Genomic DNA, 24,962 nt, shown 5'->3' on the forward strand with positions numbered 1-24,962 from the left:
ATTTTAATATATTATGAAAACGATTATTATAAAATATCCTGCCGGAAATGTACAATCAATTCTTTTTTCTTTAGAAAGAATAGGAGTACAAGCTACGGTTACAGATTCCAAAGAGTTGATTCAAAATGCAAAAAAAATTATTTTGCCTGGTGTTGGGGAAGCTAACTGTGCCATGCAATATTTAAAAGAAAAAAAACTGGATTTACTTTTATCAAAATTAAAACAACCTATATTAGGAATATGTTTGGGGATGCAATTACTTTGTAAGTCCTCAGAAGAAAGTAATACTACATGTATAGGAATTTTTGATTTATTGGTAAAAAAATTTCAACCTAATAATAAAAATGATAAAGTCCCTCAAGTAGGTTGGAATACAATTCATAAATTAAAAGGATCTCTATTTGAAAATATTCCAGATGGAAGTTATCAATATTTTGTTCACAGTTATTATGTTCCTTTAGGAAAGGATACAACAGCAAAAACAGAGTATATAATCACTTACAGTGCTGCATTACAAAAAAATAATTTTTATGCTGTACAGTTCCATCCAGAAAAATCTTCTTATGTAGGACATAAAATATTAGAAAATTTTATTCGATTATAAATTTATTACAATGGATATTATAGTAGCTATAGATTTAATTGATGGGAAATGTGTTCGATTAATACAAGGGGATTTTAAAAGAAAAAAATTTACAATAAAGATCCATTATCTGTCGCTTTATTACTAGAAAATCATGGAATATCTAGGTTGCATCTAGTAGATTTAGATGGAGCAAAAAAAGGAAAAGTAGTTCATTGGAAAATATTAGAAAAAATAGCAAAATATACACATCTAACTATAGATTTTGGAGGGGGGATTCATTCTGATGAAGATATACGTACAGTGTTTGAATGCGGAGGACATATAGCTACTGTTGGAAGTGTTGCTGTTCAAAAACCTTTTATTTTAAAAAAATGGATTGATACTTATGGAGGAGATAAAATATTGTTAGGAGTAGACGTCAAAAATAATAAAATAGCAACCAATGGATGGACTAAATTTAGTGATTTACCATTTTTAGATTTTTTACAAGAAAAAAGTAATCATGGAGTGAAGAAAATTTTTTGTACAGATATTTCTAAAGATGGAATCTTATCAGGTCCTTCTTTTCTTTTATATAAAAAAATTATTGAAAAATTTCCAAATATTGAATTCATAGCAAGTGGAGGAATCAGTAATATAAGTGATGTATATCAATTATTTGATTTGGGTTGTAGTGGAGTTATTGTTGGAAAAGCTATATATGAAAAAAAAATATCATTATATGATCTTAAAAATTGGAAAAAAAATGAATCATAACAATTAATTAAATATGTTGGCTAAACGTATTATCCCTTGTTTGGATATAAAAAATGGAAGAACAGTAAAAGGAGTAAATTTTAGATATTTAAAAGATGCTGGAGATCCAATAAAACTGGCTTGTTGGTATACAAAACAAGGAGCAGATGAATTAATATTTTTGGACATCACTGCGACAAATGAAAAACGTAAGACACTAATCAGTTTAGTAAAAGATATTTCTCGTCATATTAATATTCCTTTTACGGTTGGTGGAGGAATTAAAGAAGAAAAAGATGTTGAACTTTTGTTAAATGCAGGGGCAGATAAGATATCTATCAACACTGCTGCTTTTAAAAATCCGAATCTTTTAGAAAGTTTTTCTAAAAGATTCGGAAGTCAATGCATTGTTTTAGCTATTGACACTAAATATGAAGAAAATAAATGGTGGGTGTATTTAAATGGAGGAAGAATTTCTACTCAGACTAAAACTTTAGATTGGGTTAAGGAAGGAACTAGTAGAGGAGCAGGAGAGATATTACTGACTTCAATGAATCATGATGGAACAAAAAATGGATTCGCAGTAGATATTACTAGAAAAATATCCGAAAATATTTCTACGCCTATAATTGCTTCAGGTGGCGCTGGAAAATTAGATGATTTTTATAAAATCTTTGAAGAAGGAAAAGCTGATGCAGCTTTAGCCGCCAGTATATTCCATTATCAAGAAATAGAAATCCCTAATTTAAAATGTTATTTAAATCAACTTCATATACCTGTAAGAACTAAAATATAAACAAACATACATATGCATATGATAAATTTTAAAAAAGAATTGATTCCTGCAATTATTCAAGATTCGAAAACAGATAAGGTGTTAATGTTAGGTTATATGAATCAAGAAGCCTATCAAAAAAGTATTGATGAAAAAAAAGTGACTTTTTACAGCAGATCAAAAAAAAGATTATGGACAAAAGGAGAAATCAGTAAAAATTATCTTCTTATTAAAGAGATATTAATAGATTGTGACCAAGATACATTATTAATCAAAGCAACCCCAACAGGCCCTATTTGTCATAAAGGAACAGATACATGTTGGAAAGAAATAAATAAAAATAGTAATTTTTTATTTTATTTAGAAAATATAATATCGGATAGAATTAAAAAAAAACAAGAAAATTCTTATATATATCAATTATCAAAAAAAGGAATCAATAGAATATCTCAAAAATTAGGAGAAGAAACAGTGGAACTTATTATAGAATCTAAAGACAATAATACAAATTTATTTTTAAATGAATCTGCTGATTTACTTTTTCATTATCTTATTCTTTTAAATAAAAAAGGATTGAAAATACAAGATGTTATTAATATTTTGAAAAATAGGCATTCAAAATCCTAATTATCTAAGGAACATTTAATATTTTATGCATTTGAAAGGATATCCTCCATTTAGGATTTTCTTTAACATAAGAAATTATTTTTGGAAGAACGTTAAAAATATTATTCCACTCTGGCTGTAAAAACAAGAAACAATTTGTGACAGTCTGAACATAATAGGCTTGTTCTTCTGCAAAGAGAAAGTCATCTTCATCTGAAATAATAATTTTTAATTCGTTGATTTTTTTGTAATTTTCTTGTAGAGGGAGTTTTATTTTTTTTGGAGAAATTGTAACCCAATCTACATATTTTTCTTTAATAGGATAAGAACCTGAAGTTTCAATATGAATACGATGTCCTTTTTTTTTAAGTTTTTTAATTAAAGGATGTAAATTCCACATAGTAGGTTCTCCTCCAGTAATTACAATAGTTTTTATATGATGATGATTAATATTGTTTATAATTTGATCAATTGTAACAAAGTCTTCTTTTTTTATATTCCAACTTTCTTTAGTATCGCACCAACTACATCTTATATTACATCCTTCGAAACGAATAAAATATGCAGCTGTTCCATAATGATATCCTTCTCCTTGAATAGAATAAAAAAATTCTTTTATCGGATAACTAATTTCTCTCATTTCTATTGTTTAATGCTGCCATCAAAGTATTTTTGAGCAACATAACACGAGTCATAGGACCTATCCCTCCTGGAACAGGAGTCAAATAAGATGCTCTTCCATAAACACTATAGAAATCAACATCTCCTAATATTTTTTTTTCATGATTATGTATTCCTACATCTATAACAACAGCTCCTTTTTTAATCATTTCTCCTTTAAGAAATTTTGGTATCCCTACAGCTACTATGATAATGTCGGCTTGTTTAGTGTAATATTCTATATTTTTAGTTTTACTATGAGTAATTGTAACCGTACTATTTCCAAAATAATTTTTTCTGCTCATCAATATGCTAATTGGTCTACCCACTATCCTGCTTCTCCCTATTATTACAGTATGTTTTCCATATATTTTAATTTTATATCTTTCTAAAATAGTTAAAATTCCTAACGCAGTAGCAGGAAAAAAAGCTTTCATATCTAAAGCCATTTTTCCAAAATTTTCAGGATGAAATCCATCTACATCTTTTTTTGGATCAATAGATAAAATGATTTTATCTTGATTTATGTGTTTTTCTAGAGGTAATTGTACAATAAAACCATCTATATATGGATTTTGGTTCATTTTTTTTATTTCTTCTAACAATTTATCTTCTAAAGTATTTATAGGTAAATGTCTTAAAGAATACTGAATTCCAATGTTTTTACATTCTTTAATTTTGTTGTTAACATATGTTATACTAGAACTGTTATTTCCTGTTAAAATAATACCAAGATGAGGCATTCGCTTGTTTTCATTTGATATTTTTTCTTTTATAATCTTGGAAATTTCATTTTTTATTTCTTTGGCTAACAAATTTCCATTCAATAATTGAGTCGTCATTTCCTAATTTCTATTTCTTTTGTTAATTGAATAAACTCTTTCACAGATAATTCTTCTGCTCTTTTATTTAAAAATGGTATTTTATGAAAATTTGGAACATATTTGAATAATTGTAAAGAATTTTTTAATTTCTTTCTTCTTTGATTAAAAGCTGTTTTAACACATTTAAATAACATATTTTGATTGCAATAAATAGTTTCATTTTTTCTTTTTAAAGATATTACTGCAGATTCCACATTAGGAACAGGAAAAAATACCTTTTTTTTTACAGTAAAAAGGTATTTTGCATCATAAAACGTTTGAATTAATACTGATAAAATTCCATAAGTTTTTTTTCCTTTGTGAGATGTTATTCGTTTTGCCACTTCTTTTTGAAACATTCCAATACATTCTGGAATATATTGATTATATTTTAATATATGAAATAATATTTTAGAAGAAATTTTATAAGGGAAATTTCCAATAATTGCGAAATTATGTAATTTTATTTCTTCTGGATTCCATTTCAAAAAATCATTATGAATGATTTGGTTATTAGAAATCGAAAAATTTTTTTTTAAAAAAGAAATTAATTGTTTATCAATTTCTATAAAAAAAAGATGTCGATATGGATTAATCAATAGATATTGAGTTAAAATCCCTAATCCAGGGCCTACCTCTACTACTGTATTGTAATTTTTAAAAGAAAGATGATTTACAATTTTTTTTGCTATATTTTGATCTTTTAAAAAATATTGATCGAATTTTTTTTTAAAAAAAAGTTTATGCATTTGCATTGTGCAAATATATAAACATTATATTATTTATATAATATGTAATATGCTGAAAACCTCTTTTATACGAAAAAACAAAGAAAAAGTTTTATTGGGATTAGAAAAACGTAATTTTAAAAAATTACATTTAATAAATGAAATATTAATTTTGGATGAAAAAAAAAAAATCACTCAAAATGTTATAAATAAAATATTAGAAAAAGAAAATTTCATTTCAAGAAAAATAGGTAAAATTTTAAGTTTCAATAACAATAACGATTATCAAATAAAGTCTTTAAAAGAGAAATCTTCTTTTCTGAAAAAAGAAAGAAAAAATATTGATATTAAACTAAAAAAAATTTGCAAAATTTTAGAAAACAAATTGAATCAAATTCCTAACATCCCTGATGAAAAAGTAAAAAAAGATTTCAAAAAAAATGATATCCTTTTTCAGGAAGGAGAAACTTGTTCTTCTATTATGAACCCCGTCCCTCATTGGGAATTATCCAAAAAATTTAGTTTGATTGATCCTAATTTAGGAACAAAAATATGTGGTTCTGGTTTTACAGTTTATATGGGGAAAGGAGCTAAATTGCAAAGGAGTTTAATTCAATATTTTTTAGATAAAAATATACAAGCTTCGTATAAAGAATATAGTTTACCTTATCTTATTAATGAAAAATCTGGATTTTCTACTGGCCAAATTCCGGATAAAGAGAATCAAATGTACTTTATAGAAAAAGATAATTTTTATTTAATTCCCACTGGAGAAATTCCTATTATGAATTGTTATAGAGATACAATACTTACAGACTCAGATCTTCCTATTAAAGCCACTACTTACACTTCTTGTTTTAGAAGAGAAGCTGGTTCATATGGTTCAAAAGTTAGAGGTTTAAATAGGTTACATCAATTTGAAAAAGTGGAAATTATTCAAATAACTACCCCAGATTCTTCATCTTATTTTTTAGAAGAAATGATTTCACACGTAAAAAATATTTTAAGATCTTTAAACTTACCTTTTCGTTTGATTCGTTTAAGTGCTACAGATCTTGGATTTTCTTCTGCTATAACTTATGATTTTGAAGTTTATTCTATGGCACAAAAAAAATGGCTAGAAGTAAGTTCAATATCTAATTGTACTGATTTTCAATCTAATAGATTACATCTCAAATATAAGACTATTACAGGGAATATAAAATTCTGTCATACTCTTAATGGGAGTGCCTTAGCTTTGCCCAGAATTATGGCTGCTTTACTAGAAAATAATCAAACTAAAAATAAAATTAATATCCCTAAGGTTTTGATTCCTTATACAGAATTTGATCATATTTAAGTAAAAATTTTATGTTATGAAAGTGACGGAGCACATAGCTAGAGCAAAAAAAAGTTTATTTTCTTTTGAAATCTTACCCCCTTTAAGAGGACGTGATATAAAAGATATTTTTTCTACCTTAGATCCATTAATGGAATTTTGTCCTCCCTTTATTGATGTGACTTATCATCGTGAAGAATTTATCTATGTAGAAAAAGATAATGGACTTTTACAAAGAAGAAAAATTTCAAGACGGCCAGGAACAGTAGGGATCTGTGCTGCTATTATGAATAAATATGGAATTGATGCAGTTCCTCATCTAATTTGTGGAGGGTTTAGCAAACAAATGACTGAAAATGCTTTAATAGATCTAAATTTTTTAGGAATCGATAATGTTTTAGTTCTAAGAGGGGATCCATTAAAATCAGAAAAAAATTTTATTGCACAAAAAGATGGACACAAACATGCAATAGAATTAGTGAAACAAGTTCAAAATTTGAATATAGGAAAATATATTGATAAAACTTTTGTAGAAGAAAAAAAATCTACATCATTTGATTTCTGTATTGGAATCGCAGGATACCCAGAAAAACATTTAGAAGCTCCAAATATAGAAAGTGATTTATTTTTTCTGAAAAAAAAAGTAGAAGCAGGAGCTGACTATATTGTGACTCAAATGTTTTTTGATAATAAAAAATTTTTTTCTTTTGTGGAAAGATGTAGATTAGAGGGAATTTCTGTCCCAATCATTCCTGGTATTAAACCTATTTCTTCTAAAAAACAATTAAACGGTCTTCCATCTCGTTTCTATTTAAATATACCTAATGAATTAGTAAAAGAAATAGAAAAAGAAAAAGATAAAAAAAATATATCTCATATTGGAATTGAATGGGCGATTCATCAATCTCAAGAATTAAAAAATTCTGGGGTAGAAGTCATTCATTATTATACCATGGATAAACCAGAAAATATTTACAAAATTGTTCAAGCTATTTATTGATATTATCTTTATACATTATATATTAAATATTTAAATAAAGAGTTTTTTTTATAACATTGATTATTTTTTTTTCGTCAGGAAACCAGTTGTTCACTAAATTATAAGCATAAGGAGCAGGAGCATCTAACAAAGTGATTCTGTTAATAGGAGCATCAAGGTAATCAAATGCTTTTTTTTGTATAAAATATGAAATTTCAGAAGCAATAGATGAAAAAGGCCATGATTCTTCTAAAATAACTAAACGATTAGTTTTTTTTACAGAAATAAGAATAGATTCATAATCCAACGGACGAATGGTTCGAATATCTATGACCTCTACACTAATATTTTCTTGATCCAGTTTATATGCTACATCTAAAGCTATTTTCATAACCTTACCAAAAGATACTAAACTGATGTCAGTTCCTTTTTTTTTAATATCTGCTTTTCCAATGGGTATAATATATTCTTCATCAGGAATCATCATTCTATCTCCATACATTTGTTCAGATTCCATAAAAATTACTGGATTGTTATCTCTAATAGAAGATTTCAAAAGACCTTTCGCATCATAAGGATTACATGGAATGACTACTTTTAATCCAGGACAACTTGCATACCAACTTTCAAAAGATTGAGAGTGTGTAGCCCCTAATTGTCCGGCAGAACCAGTGGGCCCTCTAAAAACAATGGGAATATTCCATTGACCTCCACTCATATAACGTATTTTTGCTGCATTATTAATAATTTGATCCATGGCAACTAAAGAAAAGTTAAAAGTCATGAATTCAATAATAGGTCTACATCCATTCATAGCAGAACCTATGCCTATTCCAGAAAATCCTAATTCTGATATGGGTGTATCAATAACTCTTTTTGGTCCAAATTCTTTTAACATTCCTTTAGAAGCTTTGTAAGCTCCATCATATTGAGCCACTTCTTCCCCCATGAGATAAACAGTATTATCTCTTCTCATTTCTTCACTCATAGCTTCTGCTATAACTTCACGAAAACTCTTCTCTTTCATATAAAATAGATGTTAATTTTTTTTGTAAAGAAAATAAATAAAAAACAACGGAAAAGAAAGGATTTCCTTTCTTTTCCGTTAGTCAAAAATATTTGATTAATTATTTTTTTGTTCTTTTTGTTCTTTTTGTTCTTTTTGTTTTTTTAAAAAATATTTTTGTTGTTTTTGTAAAACAGATTTTTCTTCTCTTGCTTTTGTTAGAGACTTCGATAGATTATGCAAAATAGTGTTTTTTTCTTTAATAACTTCTAATTTTTCTTTCCCCAATTTTTTTTGATCTTCAAAATCTTTTTGAGCTTTTGCTTGCTCTTCTGAACCTACAGGTTTAGATCTCATGATCATTTTTTTTCTTTTCATTTCTTCCAGAATTTCTTTTTGAATGTCCGATAATTTATAGTATTCATCAAAATGTTTTGTGTTTTCTTGTTCTAACTTTTTTATTGTTTCTTCTATTTTTTGTATTTTTCTGGATAAATCTTCTGGATCTATATTATTTATATCAAAATCTGGATTTTCTTCTTTGTTAGTGTCTGAATTTTCTTCTTTGTTAGTAGTAGTAGGAGGAGGGGGATTGGAGATAGGAGGGGTTGAAGCTACGGTTGCAGGGGGGGTATTATTATTTCCGTCAGGTTCCTCTTCTCCTGCTATATCATCATTGCAAGAAGTGATAAATCCTAACGTGATGAAAATTGTTGGGATCAAAAATTTGAAAGAAGTATTCATAATAAAAATTTTTAATATTATTATTAAATATATAAAAAAAATTATTACATAGAATTAAGAATTTTCTTATATTATTATACATACAAAACATTCTTCCAAATTTAGTATATTTGGATTATCAGTTATATTTATTATAATTTATATATTCCTATGGATCAATTTATTAGATTAACTATACGGGGAATATCCTTAAGTCAAATACAATCTGGTATATATATTTTGTTGCTTGAAGAAGAATCTGGAAGAATAAAACTTCCGATTATTATAGAGAGTTTGCAAGCACAGTCTATTGCTTATGCTTTAGGTAAAAGAGATCCATCAAGATCTTTTACACATGATTTATTTTTTTCTTTTGCAAAAGAATTTCATATCAGATTAAAAGCGGTAGTTATATATAAACTGATAAATGGAATATTTTTTTCTTATATCTTGTTCGAAGGTGATCACATAAGAGAAGAAGGAAAACAAATAGAAAAAAAAGAACATAGAATAGATTCAAAAACATCAGACGCCGTTGCTTTAGCAGTCCGATTTCAAGCTCCTATTTACACAACAAGGGAAATTTTTGATAAAGCTGGGATTTATTTTGAGAATGGATTTCCTATTGATAAAGAAAATGATACTTCTGAAACAGGAATAGAAAATACTGGTTTTATTTTTTTTAAGGAAAAGAGTCAGCAAGATTTAGAAAATATGACAGAAAAAGATTTAAATGCTTTATTAAATCATGCGGTAGTTAATGAGTGTTATGAACTTGCAGCACGAATAAAAAAAGAGTTAGACAGAAGAGAATAAATTATTTTTTTCTTTCAAATTTAATGAAACTGTAATTAAATAAGTGATTTTTATCTTTTTTATAAAAAAATTCATATGTTTTTTCCCATTTTTTTGGATCAATTTTTGGGAATTTAGTATCTCCATAAAATTTTTCATGAACTAATGTTAGTTCTATAGAATGTGCTTTTTCGATTGTATAGGCATATGTTTTTTCTCCTCCTATTATAAATATTTTTTTATACGTTAAATTCTCTATTTCTTTTATAGAAGAAATAATATTTACATTTTTTTTATTTTTTAAGTATAAAAAATTTGTTTTATTTCTTGTTAGTATAATATTTTTTCTTTTTGGAAGTATTTTTCCAATGGATTCAAAAGTTTTTCTCCCCATTATAACTATTTCCCCTATAGTCATATTTTTAAAACGTTTTAAATCATTGGGTAAATGCCACATTAATTGATTATTTTTTCCTATAAATCCATTTTTTGAAACAGCAGCAATTATAATTATTTTCATGATTATTCCAATTTTTTTTATATTTTTAAATTTATGGATATTTCAATCAAATATGATCCAAAATCTGTAGAGAAAAAAATATATCATTATTGGATGAAAAAAAATCATTTTTCGTCTTATCCGGATGATAGGGTCCCTTATGCTATAGTGATGCCTCCTCCAAATGTAACTGGAGCTCTTCATATAGGACATATGCTTAATAATACTATACAAGATGTTTTAATTAGATACGCTAGAATGAAAGGATATAATGCTTGTTGGATTCCTGGCACGGATCATGCATCCATTGCTACAGAAGCTAAAGTTGTTCATTATTTAAAAAAAAGAGGATTATCTAAATTTTTTTTAGGAAGAGAGAAGTTTTTGTGTCATGTAATGGAATGGACTAAAAAACATAAAAACATTATTTTTGATCAACTTAAGAAATTGGGATGTTCCTGTGATTGGAATCGTACTCAATTTACGATGAGTCCAAAATTATCTCAGTCTGTAACGAAAGTTTTTATCGATTTATATAATGAAGGATATATATATAGGGGGTATCATGTTGTGAATTGGGATCCAGATGCTCAAACTACTCTTTCTGATGAAGAAGTATCCTATAAAGAACATGTTGGAGAACTTTATTATTTAAAATATAAAATAAAAGGAGAAGAAAATTATGTGACTGTAGCAACAACTCGTCCAGAAACTATATTTGGTGATACAGCAATTTGTTTTCATCCAAATGATCAACGTTATGATCATCTGAAAGGAAAATATGTTAAGATTCCAATAATTAATAGATATATTCCAATTATACAAGATTCATATGTAGATCCAAATTTTGGAACTGGATGTTTAAAAATCACTCCAGCTCATGACATACATGATAAAAATATAGCAGACAAACATAAATTAGAAATAATTAACGTTTTCAATCAAAATGCGACTTTAAATGAAAAAGGGCTTCATTATCAAGGGATGGATCGTTTTAAAGCAAGAAAAAAAATTCTGGAAGAACTTAATAAATTAGAAGTTTTAAAAAATATAGAAAAATATAATCATAAAATAGGTTTTTCTGAACGGACTTCATCAGTAGTTGAACAAAGACTATCACTTCAATGGTTTTTAAAAATGAAAAAAATATCTCTTCCTGCTATAGAAGCTGTAAAAAATGGAGATATTAAGTTTTATCCCAATAAATTTCGTAAAACTTATTTAAAATGGATGAGTGAAATTCGTGATTGGAACATATCTAGACAATTGTGGTGGGGACATCGTATTCCTGTTTATTATTATGGGACTAAACTTAATGATTTTGTAGTAGCGGAAAATTTAGATAAAGCATTAGAAAAAGCAAGATGTAAAAGTCAAAATATACATTTAAATTATAATGAAATATGGCAAGATCCGGATGTTTTAGATACTTGGTTTTCTTCTTGGTTATTGCCTTTATCTGTATTTGATGGAATTCATCATCCTTATAATCATGAAATTTGTTATTATTATCCTACTGAAGAAATAGTAACAGGTTCAGATATATTATTTTTTTGGATTGCACGTATGATTATGTCTGGTTTTTTATTAAAGAATTATAAACCCTTTAAAAGGGTTTATTTTACTGGAATTGTAAGAGATTATAAGAATAATAAAATATCAAAATCATTAAACAACTCTCCAAATCCTATAGATTTAATTAATAAATATGGTGCAGATGCTGTTCGTATAGGTCTTATGATTAAAAATAACGCTGGAAAAGATTTTCATTTTGATGAGAAGATATGTTTACAAGGAAGAAATTTTTCCAATAAAATATGGAATGCTTTTCGTTTAATTCAAGGTTGGAAAGTAGCAAAGAATCAGAACATTCCTGATTATTCTTTGCTGGCTATTAAGTGGTTCAAAAATCGTTTTTATTATATTTTGAATGTTTTTGAAAAATATTTTAGAGAATATAAATTGAATGAATCATTAATGGTTTTGTATAAGTTTATTTGGTATGATTTTTGTTCTTATTTTCTTGAAATTATTAAACCCATTTATGGAAATAAATATATACCAGAAATGGTATATTTAAATGTTATTCAATTTTTTGAAAATATATTGAAATTATTACATCCATATATGCCCTTTATTTCGGAAGAAATTTGGAATATTATTAAAAACAGAAAACCGAAAGAAGCTCTCATTATTTCTACTTGGCCTGAAATGAGATCTTATGATTATGATATTTTAGTCTCTTTCGGAAAAGCTATTGAAATCATATCTGAAATACGCAATATTAGAAATCAAAATCGTATATCTTGTCAAAAAAGTCTTGTCTTATTTTCTATAAGAAAAAAAGAAGCAAAAGAATATGATTCTATTATATTAAAGTTGGCTAATTTATATAAAATAATTCCTGTTTCAAAAGAACCTAAAAATGTTCCATTTTTTCCTTTTTTCTTAGATAAAGATCAATTTTTTTTATCCTTAGATCAAAAAAAATGTTATAACAAGGATATGGTTAAAATTGAAAATAAAATTCAATATTTTTATAATTTATTGTCCATTATTAGAAAAAATTTATCTAATAATAGATATGTGACTTCTGTTCCTAAGGATTTACTTTTAAAGGAAAGAAAAAAAGAAAATGATACATTAAATAAAATTGCTAGACTCAAAGAATATTTAAAATACTTAAAAAAAGTAAGATAAAATTACCAACTACTACTACTCCCTCCTCCTCCAAAATTCCCCCCCCCGCCAAATCCATCAAAATTGTCATCATTATGATCAGAATTTTGATTTCTAAATAAAAAATTTGTTAAAAACAAAGCACTTAATAATGAAGAAAATGAAGAATTTGTTGTTTTTTTTATCAAAAAAAAATAAAATAAAAAAAACATAATTAAAAAAACACTAATGTTGGTTAATAAATTCCATATGGAAAAATTTTTTTTATTTTTGTTTTTTTTATATTTATCTTTATCCTTTAATATTTTGAATATTTCTTGAGTTCCATAATCTATAGCTTTATAATAAAAATTATTTTTTAGAAAAGGTTTTATTTTTTCAATAATCTCCATAGTTAAAAAATCGGTCATATAAGGTTCTATTCCATATCCGTTTTGTATAGATATTTTTCTATCATAAATGGATAATAATATAATTATTCCATTATTTTCATGATATTGCCCAATTTTCCATTTTTCCCCCCATCGTGAAGCCAATAGATTTGGATCTTCGCCATGAAGATCCTGAATAATGGAAACTAAAATTTCTGTTGATGTAATTTTAGAATATGAAATAAGTTTTTGATTTAATTTTTCCACTTGTTTTTTAGACAAAACCCCTGCATAATCCTGTACAGGATATATTTTTTTTGGTACTTCAGGGATATAAAATTGTCCCTGCATAAAATTTGAACAAAAATAAATCAAAATAATAGAAATAGACTGTATTATTTTTTTCATGATATTTTTGAATTATTTTTATTTCAAATCAATTTGTTTGATTATTCCATGTTTTGTTTAAAAAAAACATGAAATATCAGCTAGAAAAATCTATAATTGGAGACTTTTTTGATCCTATTTTAGATTGGAAATATCCTTTTTCTTGAAATTGAGAAAAAAAGTTTGCAATTATAATTTTGGGAAACTGATTTCTATAAGTATTGAAATTATTCACTTCTTCATTAAAACGATTTCTTTCTACATTGATACGGTTTTCTGTTCCTTCTAATTGATTTTGTAATTCATAAAAATTTTGTGTTGATTTAAGATTAGGGTAATTTTCTACAATTAAGAGTAATCTACTAACAGAATCATTTAAATGATTTTGGGCTTGTTGAAATTTATTTATTTGATTTTGATTTAAATCATTTCTATTTATGGAAATAGAAGTAGCTTTTGCTCTGGCATCTATAATCTGATTTAATGTATTTTTTTCAAAATTTGCAGACCCTTTGACTGTATTTACTAAATTTGGAATTAAATCAGTTCTACGTTGATAAACATTTTCTAATTGCCCCCATTGTGTTTTAATATTTTCGTTAAGTTTGACTAAATGATTGTATGTATTAGCTATCCATAATATAGTTATGAATATAAAAATCAAAACAAAAGAAATAGATATTATAAAACTTTTTTTCATACTGATAAAAATTCTTATTTACAAATCTTTTTAAAAAAAATTTCTCTATTAGAAAAATAAAATAAACATTCTTGAAAAGCATTTTGATTGCTATCAGATCCATGTATAGCATTTTTTTCTAAAGAGGTAGCATATAAATTTCGTATAGTTCCTTTTTTTGCATATTCTGGATTTGTATCTCCTATTAAAATTCTAAAATCTCTTACCGCATTTTTTTTTTCTAGCATGACAGATACAATTGGTCCAGAAGACATAAATTTTACTAAAGATTCGAAAAATAACTTTTTTTTATGTTCTGCATAAAATTTTTTAGCTGATTTTTTAGAAAGTTTTGTCATTTTTATCGCTATAATATGAAATCCTTCATTTACTATTTTAGATAATATAGGTATAATATATCCTTTTTGTACCGCATCGGGCTTTATAATAGAAAGAGTGATTTTTCCAAACATATGATCAATCATAATTTCTATATCAATTGAAAAACATTTTAAAATTAAATAAAGAAATTCATATAATAAAAATTCCTGTATTTTCATATCAAAAAAAAATTATGAATTACAACAATAAAAAACATTGTGATGATGAGGAAATTGATTTTGATTCATTTCAAAGAATGGTTTTAAGTGATTACAAATTAGCACGAATTAGTCGTGAAACTAGTATTTTAGGTCGTAAAGAAGTTTTGAATGGAAGAGCGAAATTTGGAATATTTGGAGATGGAAAAGAAATTCCTCAATTAGCTATGGCAAAAATTTTTAAAAACGGAGATTATCGATCTGGATATTATCGAGATCAAACGTTTATGATGGCTATTGGAGTTTTAACTGTAAAAAGTTTTTTTTCGCAATTATACGCACATTCAGACTTAGAAGCAGAGCCTGTTTCGTCTGGTAGAATGATGACGTCTCATTTTGGGACACGTTTTTTAAATGAAGATGGAAATTGGAAAAATCTTATTAAACAAAAAAATTCTAGTGCGGATATCTCTTCTACTGCTGCTCAAATGCCTAGATTATTAGGATTGGCTCAAGCTTCTAAGATTTATAAAAAATTAAAAAATTTAAAAGAAACACATAAAATATTTTCTCATAACGGAAATGAGGTGGCATTTGGAACTATTGGGAATGCTAGTATTTCTGAAGGATTATTTTGGGAAACATTGAATGCGGCTTCAGTATTACAAATACCAATTATCATTTCTATTTGGGATGACGAGTATGGAATATCTGTTCCAAATAAGTATCAATTTTCAAAACGAAATATTAGCGATATTTTGTCGGGTTTTCATAGAAATCAAAAAGAAAAAGGAATAGAAATTATTCGTGTTAATGGATCTAATTACATAGATCTTACAAAAACATATATTAAAGCAGACAAAATAGCTCGTGATGAACATGTTCCTGTAGTTATACATGTAACCCATTTAACACAACCTCAAGGACATTCTACCTCTTCTTCACATGAAAGATATAAATCAAAAGAACGTATAGAATGGGAAATGAATCATGATGGAATCAAAAAATTTAGAGACTGGATTTTAAGTTTTAGATTTAAAATCGATCCAAAAAATTGTTATAAAATAGCTAATGTTCATTCTTTAGATAAAATAGATGTAGAAGCTAAAGAATATGTTAAAAATGAAAAAGAAAAAGCTTGGAAAGGATTTATAGAACCTATTATAAAAATTAAAAATGAAGTAATGAGCATTTTATACAAAATGCAAGATAACTATACGGAAAAAAAATGGATAAAAAAATATATTAGAGAATTACATGATACAACTAAAAATTATCCTACAAAAAAATCAATATTTCGTATTGCTAGAAAAGCAGCATATCTTTTATCAGAATCCCAATTTCATTCAAGAAATTTTTTGATAAAATGGATAAATAAAAAATATTATGAAGAACAAAAAAATTATTCTTCACATTTATATAGTGTTTCTGAAAAATCTTCTGTAAGAATAACAGAAGTTTTTCCTATATATAATCATGATAATTCTGAAGAGGTAGATGGGAGAATTGTACTAAGAGAAAATTTTGATAAGTTGTTGGAATTCCATCCTGATCTTTTAATTTTTGGAGAAGATGTAGGAAAGATAGGAGATGTCAATCAAGGATTAGAAGGTCTACAAAAAAAATATGGTAAAATTCGTGTTTTTGATACAGGAATACGTGAATCAACTATTATGGGCCAAGGAATAGGATTGGCGATGCGAGGTCTTCGTCCTATAGTTGAAATTCAATATATAGATTATATCTTATATGCTCTGCAAATTATGAGTGACGATTTAGCATGTTTACAATACAGAACAAGAGGAGGACAAAAAGCTCCTGTTATTATTAGGACGAGAGGACATCGTTTGGAGGGAATATGGCATTCTGGTTCTCCAATGGGTGGAATTATCAATTATTTGAGAGGAATTTTAGTGCTAGTCCCTAGAAATATGGTAAAAGCGGCAGGATTTTATAATACCTTATTATCTGGAGATGATCCCGCTTTAGTTGTTGAATGCCTAAATGGATACAGAATTAAAGAAAAATTGCCTAAAAATTTAGGTTTATTTAGAACGCCTATTGGAATAGTAGAAATAACTAGGAAAGGAAAAGATATTACTATAGTCACTTATGGATCTACATGGAGAGTGGTTAGTGAAGCAGCTGAAGAATTATCTAAAATTAATATAGATCCTGAAATAATCGATATTCAATCTTTATTACCCTTTGATTTACAAAAAGATATTGTGAAAAGTTTGCAAAAAACCAATAGATTGTTGATTATAGATGAAGATGTACCAGGAGGTGCTTCTGCTTATATATTACAGAAAATATTAGAAGAACAAAATGGATATTATTATTTAGATAGTCCGCCTATGACGATTACAGCTCAAGAACATCGCCCCCCCTATGGATCCGATGGGGATTATTTTTCAAAACCTTCTGTTGAAAATATTATAGAAAAAGTATTAAAAATAATGCATGATAATTAGAAAATTAAGTATTTTATTAAAAATTTTTGTAAAATACAATAATTGTTTATTATTATATTTGTTGTACTAATGTTTTTTGTTTATGAAAATAGAAAAAACCTTACATTCTAGAATTGTAAAAATGGATTTCAACAATATTGATTTTGGAAATCAGTATTCGGATCATATGTTTTGTTCTGAGTTCAAGAATGGAAAATGGAAAAATTCTATTATTAAGCCTTTTGGAAAGATAATGTTTTCTCCTATATCTCTTGTTTTTCATTATGGACAAGCTGTTTTCGAAGGGATGAAAGCTTACAAAGATAAAAACGAAGAAGTTTTCTTATTTCGTCCAGAAGAAAATTTTAAAAGAATGAATAGATCTGCTGCTCGTTTGGAAATGCCATCCATACCAGAAAATATTTTTATGAATGGATTAAAAAAATTAATAGATATAGATCGAGATTGGATCCCCAAAAAATATGGTCAATCTTTATACATTCGTCCTTTTCTAATTGCTACAAATGGAGTTTTATCAGCTAAGCCTTCTAAAGATTATATGTTTATAATTATATCTACCCCTGCGGACACCTATTACAAACATCCCTTAAAAGTTAAAATAGAAGAAAAATATAGTCGTTCCTCGTCAGGAGGTGTGGGATTTACTAAAGCTGCTGGGAATTATGCATCTTCTTTTTATCCGACTCGATTAGCTAATGAAAAAGGATTTGATCAAATATTATGGACAGATTCTTCTACACACACAATGATAGAAGAATCCGGTACGATGAACGTTTTTTTTTATTTAAAAAATAAACTTATAACGCCAAAAGCAAATGATAATATATTGAGTGGGGTTACCTGCAACAGTATTCTTTCTATAGCTAAAAAAGAAGGCTTCTTTGTGGAAGAAAGAAATTTAAGTGTTTCAGAAATTATAAAGGGATTACAAACCGGTGAATTAAAAGAAGCTTTTGGTTGTGGAACTGCAGTCGTTATAAATTATTTTAAAACAATTAGTTATCAAAAAAATGATTTTGGGTTGCCGAATCTTGCAAAAGAAAAAAGAATATCTCTTTTTCTAAAGAAAAAATTATTAGATATACAACATAATTTATCAGAAGATCCTTTTAAATGGAGAGTTCCATTAAAAAGATATTCATAAAAAATTATTTGTATGTTATCTATGAATGATCATCTTCAATCTATAGAAAAAATAGTTATAGAATCCATATTTGTTTTATATAAAATAAAATCTTGCCCTGAATTGGATTTTCAATATACTAAAAAAGAATATCCAGGAGATATTACTTTGGTTTTATTTTCATTATCTAAAAAACTTAAAAAACCTGTAGAAAAAATAGGAAAAGATATAGGAAATTATGTGCAAAATAAACTAAAAGGATTAATTCAATTCTCTATTATTAGAGGTTTTTTAAATTTTATTTTCGAAGATGATTATTATATTTATCTTCTGAAAAAAATGTTAAATACAAATTTTTATGATTTGAAATATCCTACTAAAAAAATAATGGTAGAATATTCTTCTCCTAATACCAATAAACCCCTTCATTTAGGACATATTAGAAATAGTCTTATTGGAGCATCTCTAGCTGAAATATTAAAAATGGTTGGTCATGAAATAATAAGAACTCAAATTATTAATGATAGAGGAATACATATATGTAAATCTATGATAGCTTGGAAAAGATTTGGAAAAGGAAAAACTCCTGATAGTGCGAAAATGAAAGGGGATCATTTTGTAGGAAAGTATTATAGTTTATTTGATAAAATTTCTTGTAAAGAAATCCAAGAATTGGATAATAAATCTTCTAAAGAGGATTATAATCAATATTCAATATTAAATCAAGCTCGAGAATTATTGAAAAAATGGGAATTAGGAGATTCTGAAATTCGAAATACTTGGAGAACAATGAATCAATGGGTTTATAATGGGTTCGAAGAAACTTATAAAAAGTTAGGAATTCATTTTGATAAAATAGAGTATGAAAGTGATATTTATAAAATGGGAAAAGAAATTGTCAAAAAAGGTCTTAAAAAAGGGATTTTTTTTCAGAAAAAAGATGGATCAATTTGGATTGATTTAACCAAAGAAGGTTTTGATCAAAAACTTTTATTACGATCGGATCAAACTTCTGTATATATTACTCAGGATATTGGAACAGCTGTAGAACGTTTTAAAAAATATAATATAGACCAAATTATATACATCGTAGGAAAAGAACAAGATTATCATTTCCAAGTTCTTTTTAATATATTAAAACGTTTAGGATATATATGGGTCAATAAATTATTTCATTTGTCTTATGAAATGGTATATTTACCAAGTGGGAGGATGAAATCTAGGGAAGGAAATATTGTAGATGCCGATAGTATCATTCTAGAAATGTATTCTATTGCAAAAAAGAATTTTTCAAATAAATTTATAAAAAAAGAAGAACAAAAACAATCTTCTGAAATCCTAGGATTAGGAGCTTTGAAGTATTTTTTTCTAAAAATAGATCCAAGAAAAAAAATAATTTTTCATCCTGAAAAATCAATAGATTTTAAAGGAAAAACTGGTACGTATATTCAATATACTTATTCCCGAATTCGTTCTTTGGAACGAAAATTTTTAAATTTGTGTCCCTTACTTAATTATCATTGGTCAAATATAAAATTTGATATACATGAAAAAAATATGATCAAAATTCTTCAAAAATATCCATTAGTACTAAAAAAATCAGCAATACAATTAAACCCTTCTTTAATAGCAAACTATATTTATGAAGTATCTAAAATTTTCAATCATCTTTATCAATATAAAAGATTAATAGACCCTTTAAACGTAATTCATAGTAATATTTGTATGAATATTATTCATGTAACAGGGAATGTTTTAAAATCTGGGATGAATTTGTTGGGCATAAAAATGCTTGATCGCATATAAATAAAAAAAAACTTGTATTTATGTTTGAACATTTACAAAATAAACTTTCTGAAGCTCTTCATGTTTTGAAGGGGCACAATACAATTACAGAAATTAATATAGCATCTTCTTTGAAAAAAATTGGACGAGCACTTATTGATGCAGATGTTAATCATAAAATAGTTAAAAGTTTTATTCAAAGAATTCAAGAAAAATCTATTGGAAAAAAAGTGCTAACTTCTTTAAATCCAAAACAATTAATTACAAAAATTGTATATGATGAGCTCGTTTCTCTTATGGGAGAAAATAATGTAGAAGTCAATCTTTCTAAAAATCCTACTATTATTGTAATTTGTGGATTACAGGGAAGTGGAAAAACTTCTTTTTCTTCTAAACTTGCTTTTTTTTTTAAAAAAAAGAATAAATATCCTTTATTAGTCGCTGCAGATACTCATCGTCCTGCAGCCATAGATCAATTGGAATTCATTGCGAAAAAAGTAAATATTCCTGTTTTTTCTTTAAAAGAAAGCAAAAATGTTATAGAAATTGTGGATAAATCTATTATTCATGCTTATAAACAAAAGAAAAATATAATTATCATTGATACAGCTGGTAGATTAGCAATAGATGAAATTATGATGGAAGAAATTAAAAAAATCAATCAATATTCTCATCCAAATGAAGTTTTATTTGTTGTTGATGCTATGACAGGACAAGATGCTATAAATACGGCTCAATCTTTCTCAAAGGTATTGAATTTTGATGGCATTGTAATAACAAAGTTAGATGGAGATAGTAGAGGGGGTGTTGCTATAACTATGTCTAGTGTAGTAAAAAAACCTATAAAATTTATTAGCAATGGAGAAAAAATAGAAGATTTAGAAGTTTTTCATCCAGACAGAATAGCTAATAGAATATTAGGTATGGGTGATATAGTTTCTTTAGTTGAAAAAGTACAAGAACAATTTGATGAAAAAAGAACTAAAAAAATTTATCATAAAATTTCAAAAAATCGTTTCGATTTTAACGATTTATTTGAGCAAATCCAACAAATCAAAAAAATAGGAAATATAAAAAATGTTATTTCTATGATTCCTGGAATTGATAAGTATTTTTCATCTTATGAAAATAAAAAAGATTCTATAACAAGAATAGAAGCGATGATTCGTTCTATGAGTCCTTATGAAAGGAATCATCCTCAAATTCTTACTGATGAAAAAAGAAGAAAAAGAATATCTAAAGGATCTGGGATAGCATTAAATCATATAGATATTTTTTTGAAACAATTTTATAATATGAATCAAATCATGAAAAAAATTCATGCTCATTCAGGAAAAAAAATGGTCAAAGATTTTATATATCATATAATGAATAAAACAAATAATGTATAATTTTAATTAAAATTTTCTTTTATTGAAAATATTTTTAATTTTGTTCATTTAACATTTTAAAAATCCCAATAGTATGTATGTTTCATTTGAAATTTGATATGAGCGAAAAATGATGAAAGGTTTTTTAAATAGAGATAGATTTTTAGACATTTTAGAAAATGTTAATATTTGGGATGTTATCATTATTGGAGGAGGAGCGACAGGGTTAGGAATAGCTTTGGATTCTTCTTCAAGAGGATATAAAACTCTTCTATTAGAACAGTCCGATTTTTCTAAAGGAACTTCTAGTAGAAGTACAAAATTAATTCATGGAGGGATTCGGTATTTAGCTCAAGGAAATATAAAATTAGTTTATGAAGCATTACAAGAAAGAGGTTTTTTATTAAAAAATGCTCCTCATTTAGTAAAAAAACAAAAATTTATTATTCCAGTCTTCAATTGGAAAACGGGAATCATGTACTGGGCTGGTTTGAAATTGTATGAGTGGCTATCTGGTTCTTTAAGTTTTGGAAAATCTAGATTTTTATCCCAAAAGGAAATAATTAGAGATTTTCCAGAAATTCAAAGTAAAAAGTTAAAAGGGGGGATTTTATATTATGACGGACAATTTGATGATGCACGTTTAGCCATAAATTTAGCACAAACTTGTGTTCAAAAAGGTGGGATATTATTAAACTATTTTAAAGTCAAAAGTTTACTAAAAAAAGTTGGAAATAAAGTTTCTGGAGTCATTGCTTGTGATCTTGAAACTAAAAAGAAATATTCTATTTATTCGAAAATAGTTATAAACGCTACTGGAGTTTTTTCTGATTCTATTTCAAAAATGGATGAATCTTCATGTCCTATTTTTATCAAACCGAGTCAAGGAACACATATTGTGTTAGATAAATATTTTTTTAGAAGTTCAAATGCTATAGTGATTCCAAAAACTACAGATGGTCGAGTATTATTTTGCGTACCATGGTACAATCATGTTTTAGTAGGAACTACAGATACTTTTTTGGAAAAAAGTGTCCTCGAACCAAAACCTTTAGAGGAAGAAATAGATTTTATATTACAAACTTTTAACAAATATTTTATACTTCACATAAAAAAAAGTGATATATTAAGTGCATTTTCTGGATTACGTCCTCTTTTTGTTTCTAATAATAATTATTGTTCCGATCCTATTCAAACTAAAGATATTTCTAGGTCTCATAAACTTATAATTAGTTCCTCTGGACTCATTAGTATTATAGGAGGAAAATGGACAACATATAGAAAAATGGCAGAAGACACTGTAAATAAAGCTATTGAAATAGGAAATCTACATAATGTACCTTCTGTCACAAAAAATTTAAAAATTTATGGATCCTATTCTTCATATGATAAAAAAAGCCAGAATCTTTATTGGAATAAATATGGGGAAGATGAATATCATATAAAAAAATTGATTGAAAAAAATCCCCTTTTAGGGGTTTCCTTAATTTCAAAAGATGCCTTAAATGCTTCTTATTATACCGAAGCAGAAGTGATTTGGATGGTTCGTTATGAAATGGCAAGAACAATTGAAGATGTTTTAGCGAGAAGGTTCCGTTTATTATTTTTAAATGCTAAAAAAGCAATAGATATAGCACCTAGAGTAGCTGCATTAATGGCTAAAGAACTTTCTAGAGATGATAAATGGGAAAAATCACAAATAGATGCTTTCAAAAAGTTAGCTATGCAATACTATTATCCAGCAGTTTGCTAGTAAAGTAAGTAGAAAAGTTATTATATGTTTATGAAAAAATATGTGCTATCATTAGATCAGGGAACTACCAGTTCTAGAGCTATTATTTTTGATAAAATTGGAAATATTATTTCTGTAGCTCAAAGAGAATTTACGCAAATTTATCCTCATCCTGGATGGGTAGAACACAATGCAGAAGAAATATGGTCGACGCAAGCTTCAGTTGCTTTAGAAGCTATTTTAAAGGCAAATTTAGAAGGAGAAAATATTGTTTCTATAGGTATTACCAATCAAAGAGAAACTACTGTTGTATGGGATAAAAGAACTGGAGAACCTATTTTTAATGCTATAGTGTGGCAAGATAGACGTACATTTAAATATTGTGATCAAATTAAAAAAGAAGGATTAACCGAAATGATTCGAAAAAAAACAGGTTTAATTATAGATCCTTATTTTTCCGCTACGAAAATTAGATGGATATTAGAAAATGTACCCGGAGCTAAGGAAAAAGCTCGTTCTGGATTTTTAGCATTTGGAACTATAGATTCATGGTTAATATGGAATTTAACTGGGAAAGCAACTCATGTCACAGATGTGACTAATGCTTCTCGTACTATGTTATTTAATATTCACACACTTAATTGGGATAAAGAGTTGATAGATTTATTTAATATTCCAATAACTATGCTTCCAGAAGTAAAATCATCTAGTGAAATTTTCGGTTATACAACAGGACATATTTTATCGCATAAAATTCCAATATCTGGAATTGCTGGAGATCAACAAGCTGCTCTTTTCGGTCAAATGTGTACTAAAATTGGTATGGTTAAAAATACTTATGGAACAGGATGTTTTATGTTAATGAATGTAGGAGATCATCCTGTATTTTCTCAAAATAATTTAATCACTACTGTAGCTTGGAAAATACAAAATAAAGTTCAATATGCATTAGAAGGAAGTGTTTTTATTGCAGGAGCTGTCGTTCAATGGCTTAGAGATGGGTTAGGATTACTTTTATCTTCCAATGAAGCGGAAACATTAGCTTCTTCTGTTGAAAATACGGAAGGTTTATATATGGTTCCAGCTTTTTCAGGTTTAGGTGCTCCTTATTGGGATCAAAAAGCGAGAGGAACCATTGTAGGGATAACGAGGGGAACTTCTTCTGCTCATCTTGTTAGAGCAGCATTAGAAAGTATCGCTTTTCAAAATATGGACGTATTGAAAGCTATGGAAGCAGATTCGGGGATTTCTATAAAAGAACTTCGTGTAGATGGAGGAGCTACGGTAAATAAATTGTTAATGCAATTTCAATCTGATATTTTAAATGTGAAAGTTGTAAAATCTAGAATTTCTGAATTAACAGCAGCTGGAGCTGCTTATTTAGCGGGATTAGCTGTAAATTATTGGAGTAGTCTTGAAGAAATTCAAGATAAATGGCAATTAGAACAGATTTTTGAACCCCAAGAAATGTCTAGTAGATTGGAAAGAATACAAGGTTGGAAAAAAGCGATTAAAACAACACGTTCTTGGTCAAATCAAATCAAATAAAA

Annotated in this window: 22 protein-coding genes and 1 pseudogene; 14 read left to right on the top strand and 9 right to left on the bottom strand. The window is 27.0% G+C overall.

The features are described 5' to 3' along the window. Nucleotides 1-13 precede the first annotated feature (13 nt). From hisH to hisIE, 4 genes and pseudogenes are all read left to right on the top strand, one after another. A complete protein-coding gene (gene hisH, locus K645_RS02145; protein WP_022565238.1) occupies nt 14-604 on the top strand; it encodes an imidazole glycerol phosphate synthase subunit HisH in 591 nt (196 codons plus the stop codon). A 10-nt stretch (nt 605-614) separates the two neighbouring features. Further along, nucleotides 615-1,342, top strand: a pseudogene (gene hisA, locus K645_RS02150) (1-(5-phosphoribosyl)-5-[(5-phosphoribosylamino)methylideneamino]imidazole-4-carboxamide isomerase). Nucleotides 1,343-1,355: 13 nt separating this feature from the next. Next, on the top strand, nt 1,356-2,117 hold the full coding sequence (hisF, locus tag K645_RS02155) for an imidazole glycerol phosphate synthase subunit HisF (protein WP_022565240.1): 762 nt from the start codon (nt 1,356-1,358) through the stop codon (nt 2,115-2,117). Nucleotides 2,118-2,135: 18 nt separating this feature from the next. Then, nucleotides 2,136-2,723 (top strand): bifunctional phosphoribosyl-AMP cyclohydrolase/phosphoribosyl-ATP diphosphatase HisIE, encoded by a 588-nt coding sequence (hisIE, locus tag K645_RS02160; protein WP_081683499.1) that lies wholly within the window; start codon nt 2,136-2,138, stop codon nt 2,721-2,723. A 4-nt stretch (nt 2,724-2,727) separates the two neighbouring features. Here hisIE and K645_RS02165 read toward each other — a convergent pair whose 3' ends face one another. From K645_RS02165 to rsmA, 3 genes are read right to left on the bottom strand one after another with little or no spacing between them, the layout of a single operon-like run. Continuing rightward, nucleotides 2,728-3,342 (bottom strand): 7-carboxy-7-deazaguanine synthase QueE, encoded by a 615-nt coding sequence (locus K645_RS02165; protein WP_022565242.1) that lies wholly within the window; start codon nt 3,340-3,342, stop codon nt 2,728-2,730. After that, entirely contained in the window at nt 3,329-4,204 is an 876-nt protein-coding gene (locus K645_RS02170; protein WP_022565243.1) for a bifunctional 5,10-methylenetetrahydrofolate dehydrogenase/5,10-methenyltetrahydrofolate cyclohydrolase, read from the bottom strand. The genes K645_RS02165 and K645_RS02170 overlap by 14 nt, the downstream gene beginning before the upstream one ends. Then, nucleotides 4,201-4,974: a 16S rRNA (adenine(1518)-N(6)/adenine(1519)-N(6))-dimethyltransferase RsmA gene (gene rsmA / locus K645_RS02175; protein ID WP_041936096.1), complete on the bottom strand. Its 774-nt coding sequence runs from the start codon at nt 4,972-4,974 to the stop codon at nt 4,201-4,203. The genes K645_RS02170 and rsmA overlap by 4 nt, the downstream gene beginning before the upstream one ends. Before the next feature lie 49 nt (nt 4,975-5,023). On the opposite strand from rsmA, the gene serS reads away from it, so the two are divergent. Beyond that, nucleotides 5,024-6,292: a serine--tRNA ligase gene (gene serS / locus K645_RS02180; protein WP_041936097.1), complete on the top strand. Its 1,269-nt coding sequence runs from the start codon at nt 5,024-5,026 to the stop codon at nt 6,290-6,292. 16 nt (nt 6,293-6,308) lie between these two features. Continuing rightward, entirely contained in the window at nt 6,309-7,271 is a 963-nt protein-coding gene (metF, locus tag K645_RS02185) for a methylenetetrahydrofolate reductase [NAD(P)H] (protein WP_022565246.1), read from the top strand. 22 nt (nt 7,272-7,293) lie between these two features. Here the strand turns inward: metF and K645_RS02190 are convergent, their stop codons facing one another. Beyond that, entirely contained in the window at nt 7,294-8,277 is a 984-nt protein-coding gene (locus K645_RS02190; protein WP_022565247.1) for a pyruvate dehydrogenase complex E1 component subunit beta, read from the bottom strand. Between the two features lie 96 nt (nt 8,278-8,373). Beyond that, nucleotides 8,374-9,000: a hypothetical protein gene (locus tag K645_RS02195; RefSeq protein WP_041936024.1), complete on the bottom strand. Its 627-nt coding sequence runs from the start codon at nt 8,998-9,000 to the stop codon at nt 8,374-8,376. Nucleotides 9,001-9,150: 150 nt separating this feature from the next. Between K645_RS02195 and K645_RS02200 the strand changes: the two genes are divergently transcribed. After that, nucleotides 9,151-9,795: a bifunctional nuclease family protein gene (locus K645_RS02200; RefSeq protein ID WP_022565248.1), complete on the top strand. Its 645-nt coding sequence runs from the start codon at nt 9,151-9,153 to the stop codon at nt 9,793-9,795. A gap of 1 nt (nt 9,796) precedes the next feature. On the opposite strand, the gene K645_RS02205 is transcribed toward K645_RS02200, so the two are convergent. Then, nucleotides 9,797-10,294 carry a dihydrofolate reductase gene (locus tag K645_RS02205; protein WP_022565249.1) on the bottom strand — a complete coding sequence of 166 codons (498 nt, stop codon included), beginning with the start codon at nt 10,292-10,294 and terminating at the stop codon, nt 9,797-9,799. A gap of 33 nt (nt 10,295-10,327) precedes the next feature. Here K645_RS02205 and K645_RS02210 point away from each other — a divergent pair, with 33 nt between their 5' ends. Further along, on the top strand, nt 10,328-12,973 hold the full coding sequence (locus K645_RS02210; RefSeq protein WP_022565250.1) for a valine--tRNA ligase: 2,646 nt from the start codon (nt 10,328-10,330) through the stop codon (nt 12,971-12,973). Between the two features lie 2 nt (nt 12,974-12,975). On the opposite strand, the gene K645_RS02215 is transcribed toward K645_RS02210, so the two are convergent. The 3 genes from K645_RS02215 to ndk form a co-directional block, all read right to left on the bottom strand. Then, nucleotides 12,976-13,731 carry a YgcG family protein gene (locus K645_RS02215; RefSeq protein ID WP_022565251.1) on the bottom strand — a complete coding sequence of 252 codons (756 nt, stop codon included), beginning with the start codon at nt 13,729-13,731 and terminating at the stop codon, nt 12,976-12,978. A 76-nt stretch (nt 13,732-13,807) separates the two neighbouring features. Continuing rightward, nucleotides 13,808-14,410, bottom strand: a complete 603-nt coding sequence (locus K645_RS02220; RefSeq protein WP_022565252.1) for a LemA family protein — start codon at nt 14,408-14,410, stop codon at nt 13,808-13,810. A gap of 14 nt (nt 14,411-14,424) precedes the next feature. Next, the gene (gene ndk, locus K645_RS02225) at nt 14,425-14,874 is read right to left on the bottom strand and encodes a nucleoside-diphosphate kinase (RefSeq protein ID WP_022565253.1); all 450 of its coding nucleotides are present in this window, start codon (nt 14,872-14,874) and stop codon (nt 14,425-14,427) included. Nucleotides 14,875-14,963: 89 nt separating this feature from the next. On the opposite strand from ndk, the gene K645_RS02230 reads away from it, so the two are divergent. The 6 genes from K645_RS02230 to glpK all read left to right on the top strand — a co-directional run bounded on the left by K645_RS02230 (nt 14,964) and on the right by glpK (nt 24,960). Then, nucleotides 14,964-17,402 (top strand): thiamine pyrophosphate-dependent enzyme, encoded by a 2,439-nt coding sequence (locus tag K645_RS02230; RefSeq protein ID WP_041936099.1) that lies wholly within the window; start codon nt 14,964-14,966, stop codon nt 17,400-17,402. Nucleotides 17,403-17,484: 82 nt separating this feature from the next. Next, nucleotides 17,485-18,546, top strand: coding sequence for a branched-chain amino acid aminotransferase (locus K645_RS02235; protein ID WP_041936025.1), 1,062 nt, complete (start codon nt 17,485-17,487; stop codon nt 18,544-18,546). A 21-nt stretch (nt 18,547-18,567) separates the two neighbouring features. Continuing rightward, a complete protein-coding gene (gene argS / locus K645_RS02240) occupies nt 18,568-20,331 on the top strand; it encodes an arginine--tRNA ligase (protein WP_041936100.1) in 1,764 nt (587 codons plus the stop codon). A gap of 20 nt (nt 20,332-20,351) precedes the next feature. Further along, nucleotides 20,352-21,701, top strand: coding sequence for a signal recognition particle protein (ffh, locus tag K645_RS02245; protein ID WP_022565257.1), 1,350 nt, complete (start codon nt 20,352-20,354; stop codon nt 21,699-21,701). A 109-nt stretch (nt 21,702-21,810) separates the two neighbouring features. Then, nucleotides 21,811-23,433: a glycerol-3-phosphate dehydrogenase/oxidase gene (locus K645_RS02250; protein WP_022565258.1), complete on the top strand. Its 1,623-nt coding sequence runs from the start codon at nt 21,811-21,813 to the stop codon at nt 23,431-23,433. A gap of 24 nt (nt 23,434-23,457) precedes the next feature. Further along, nucleotides 23,458-24,960, top strand: coding sequence for a glycerol kinase GlpK (glpK, locus tag K645_RS02255; protein ID WP_022565259.1), 1,503 nt, complete (start codon nt 23,458-23,460; stop codon nt 24,958-24,960). Nucleotides 24,961-24,962 lie beyond the last annotated feature (2 nt).

Origin of the sequence: Blattabacterium sp. (Nauphoeta cinerea) (assembly GCF_000471965.1) — a bacterium.
In the GTDB taxonomy this organism is placed as follows: domain Bacteria; phylum Bacteroidota; class Bacteroidia; order Flavobacteriales; family Blattabacteriaceae; genus Blattabacterium.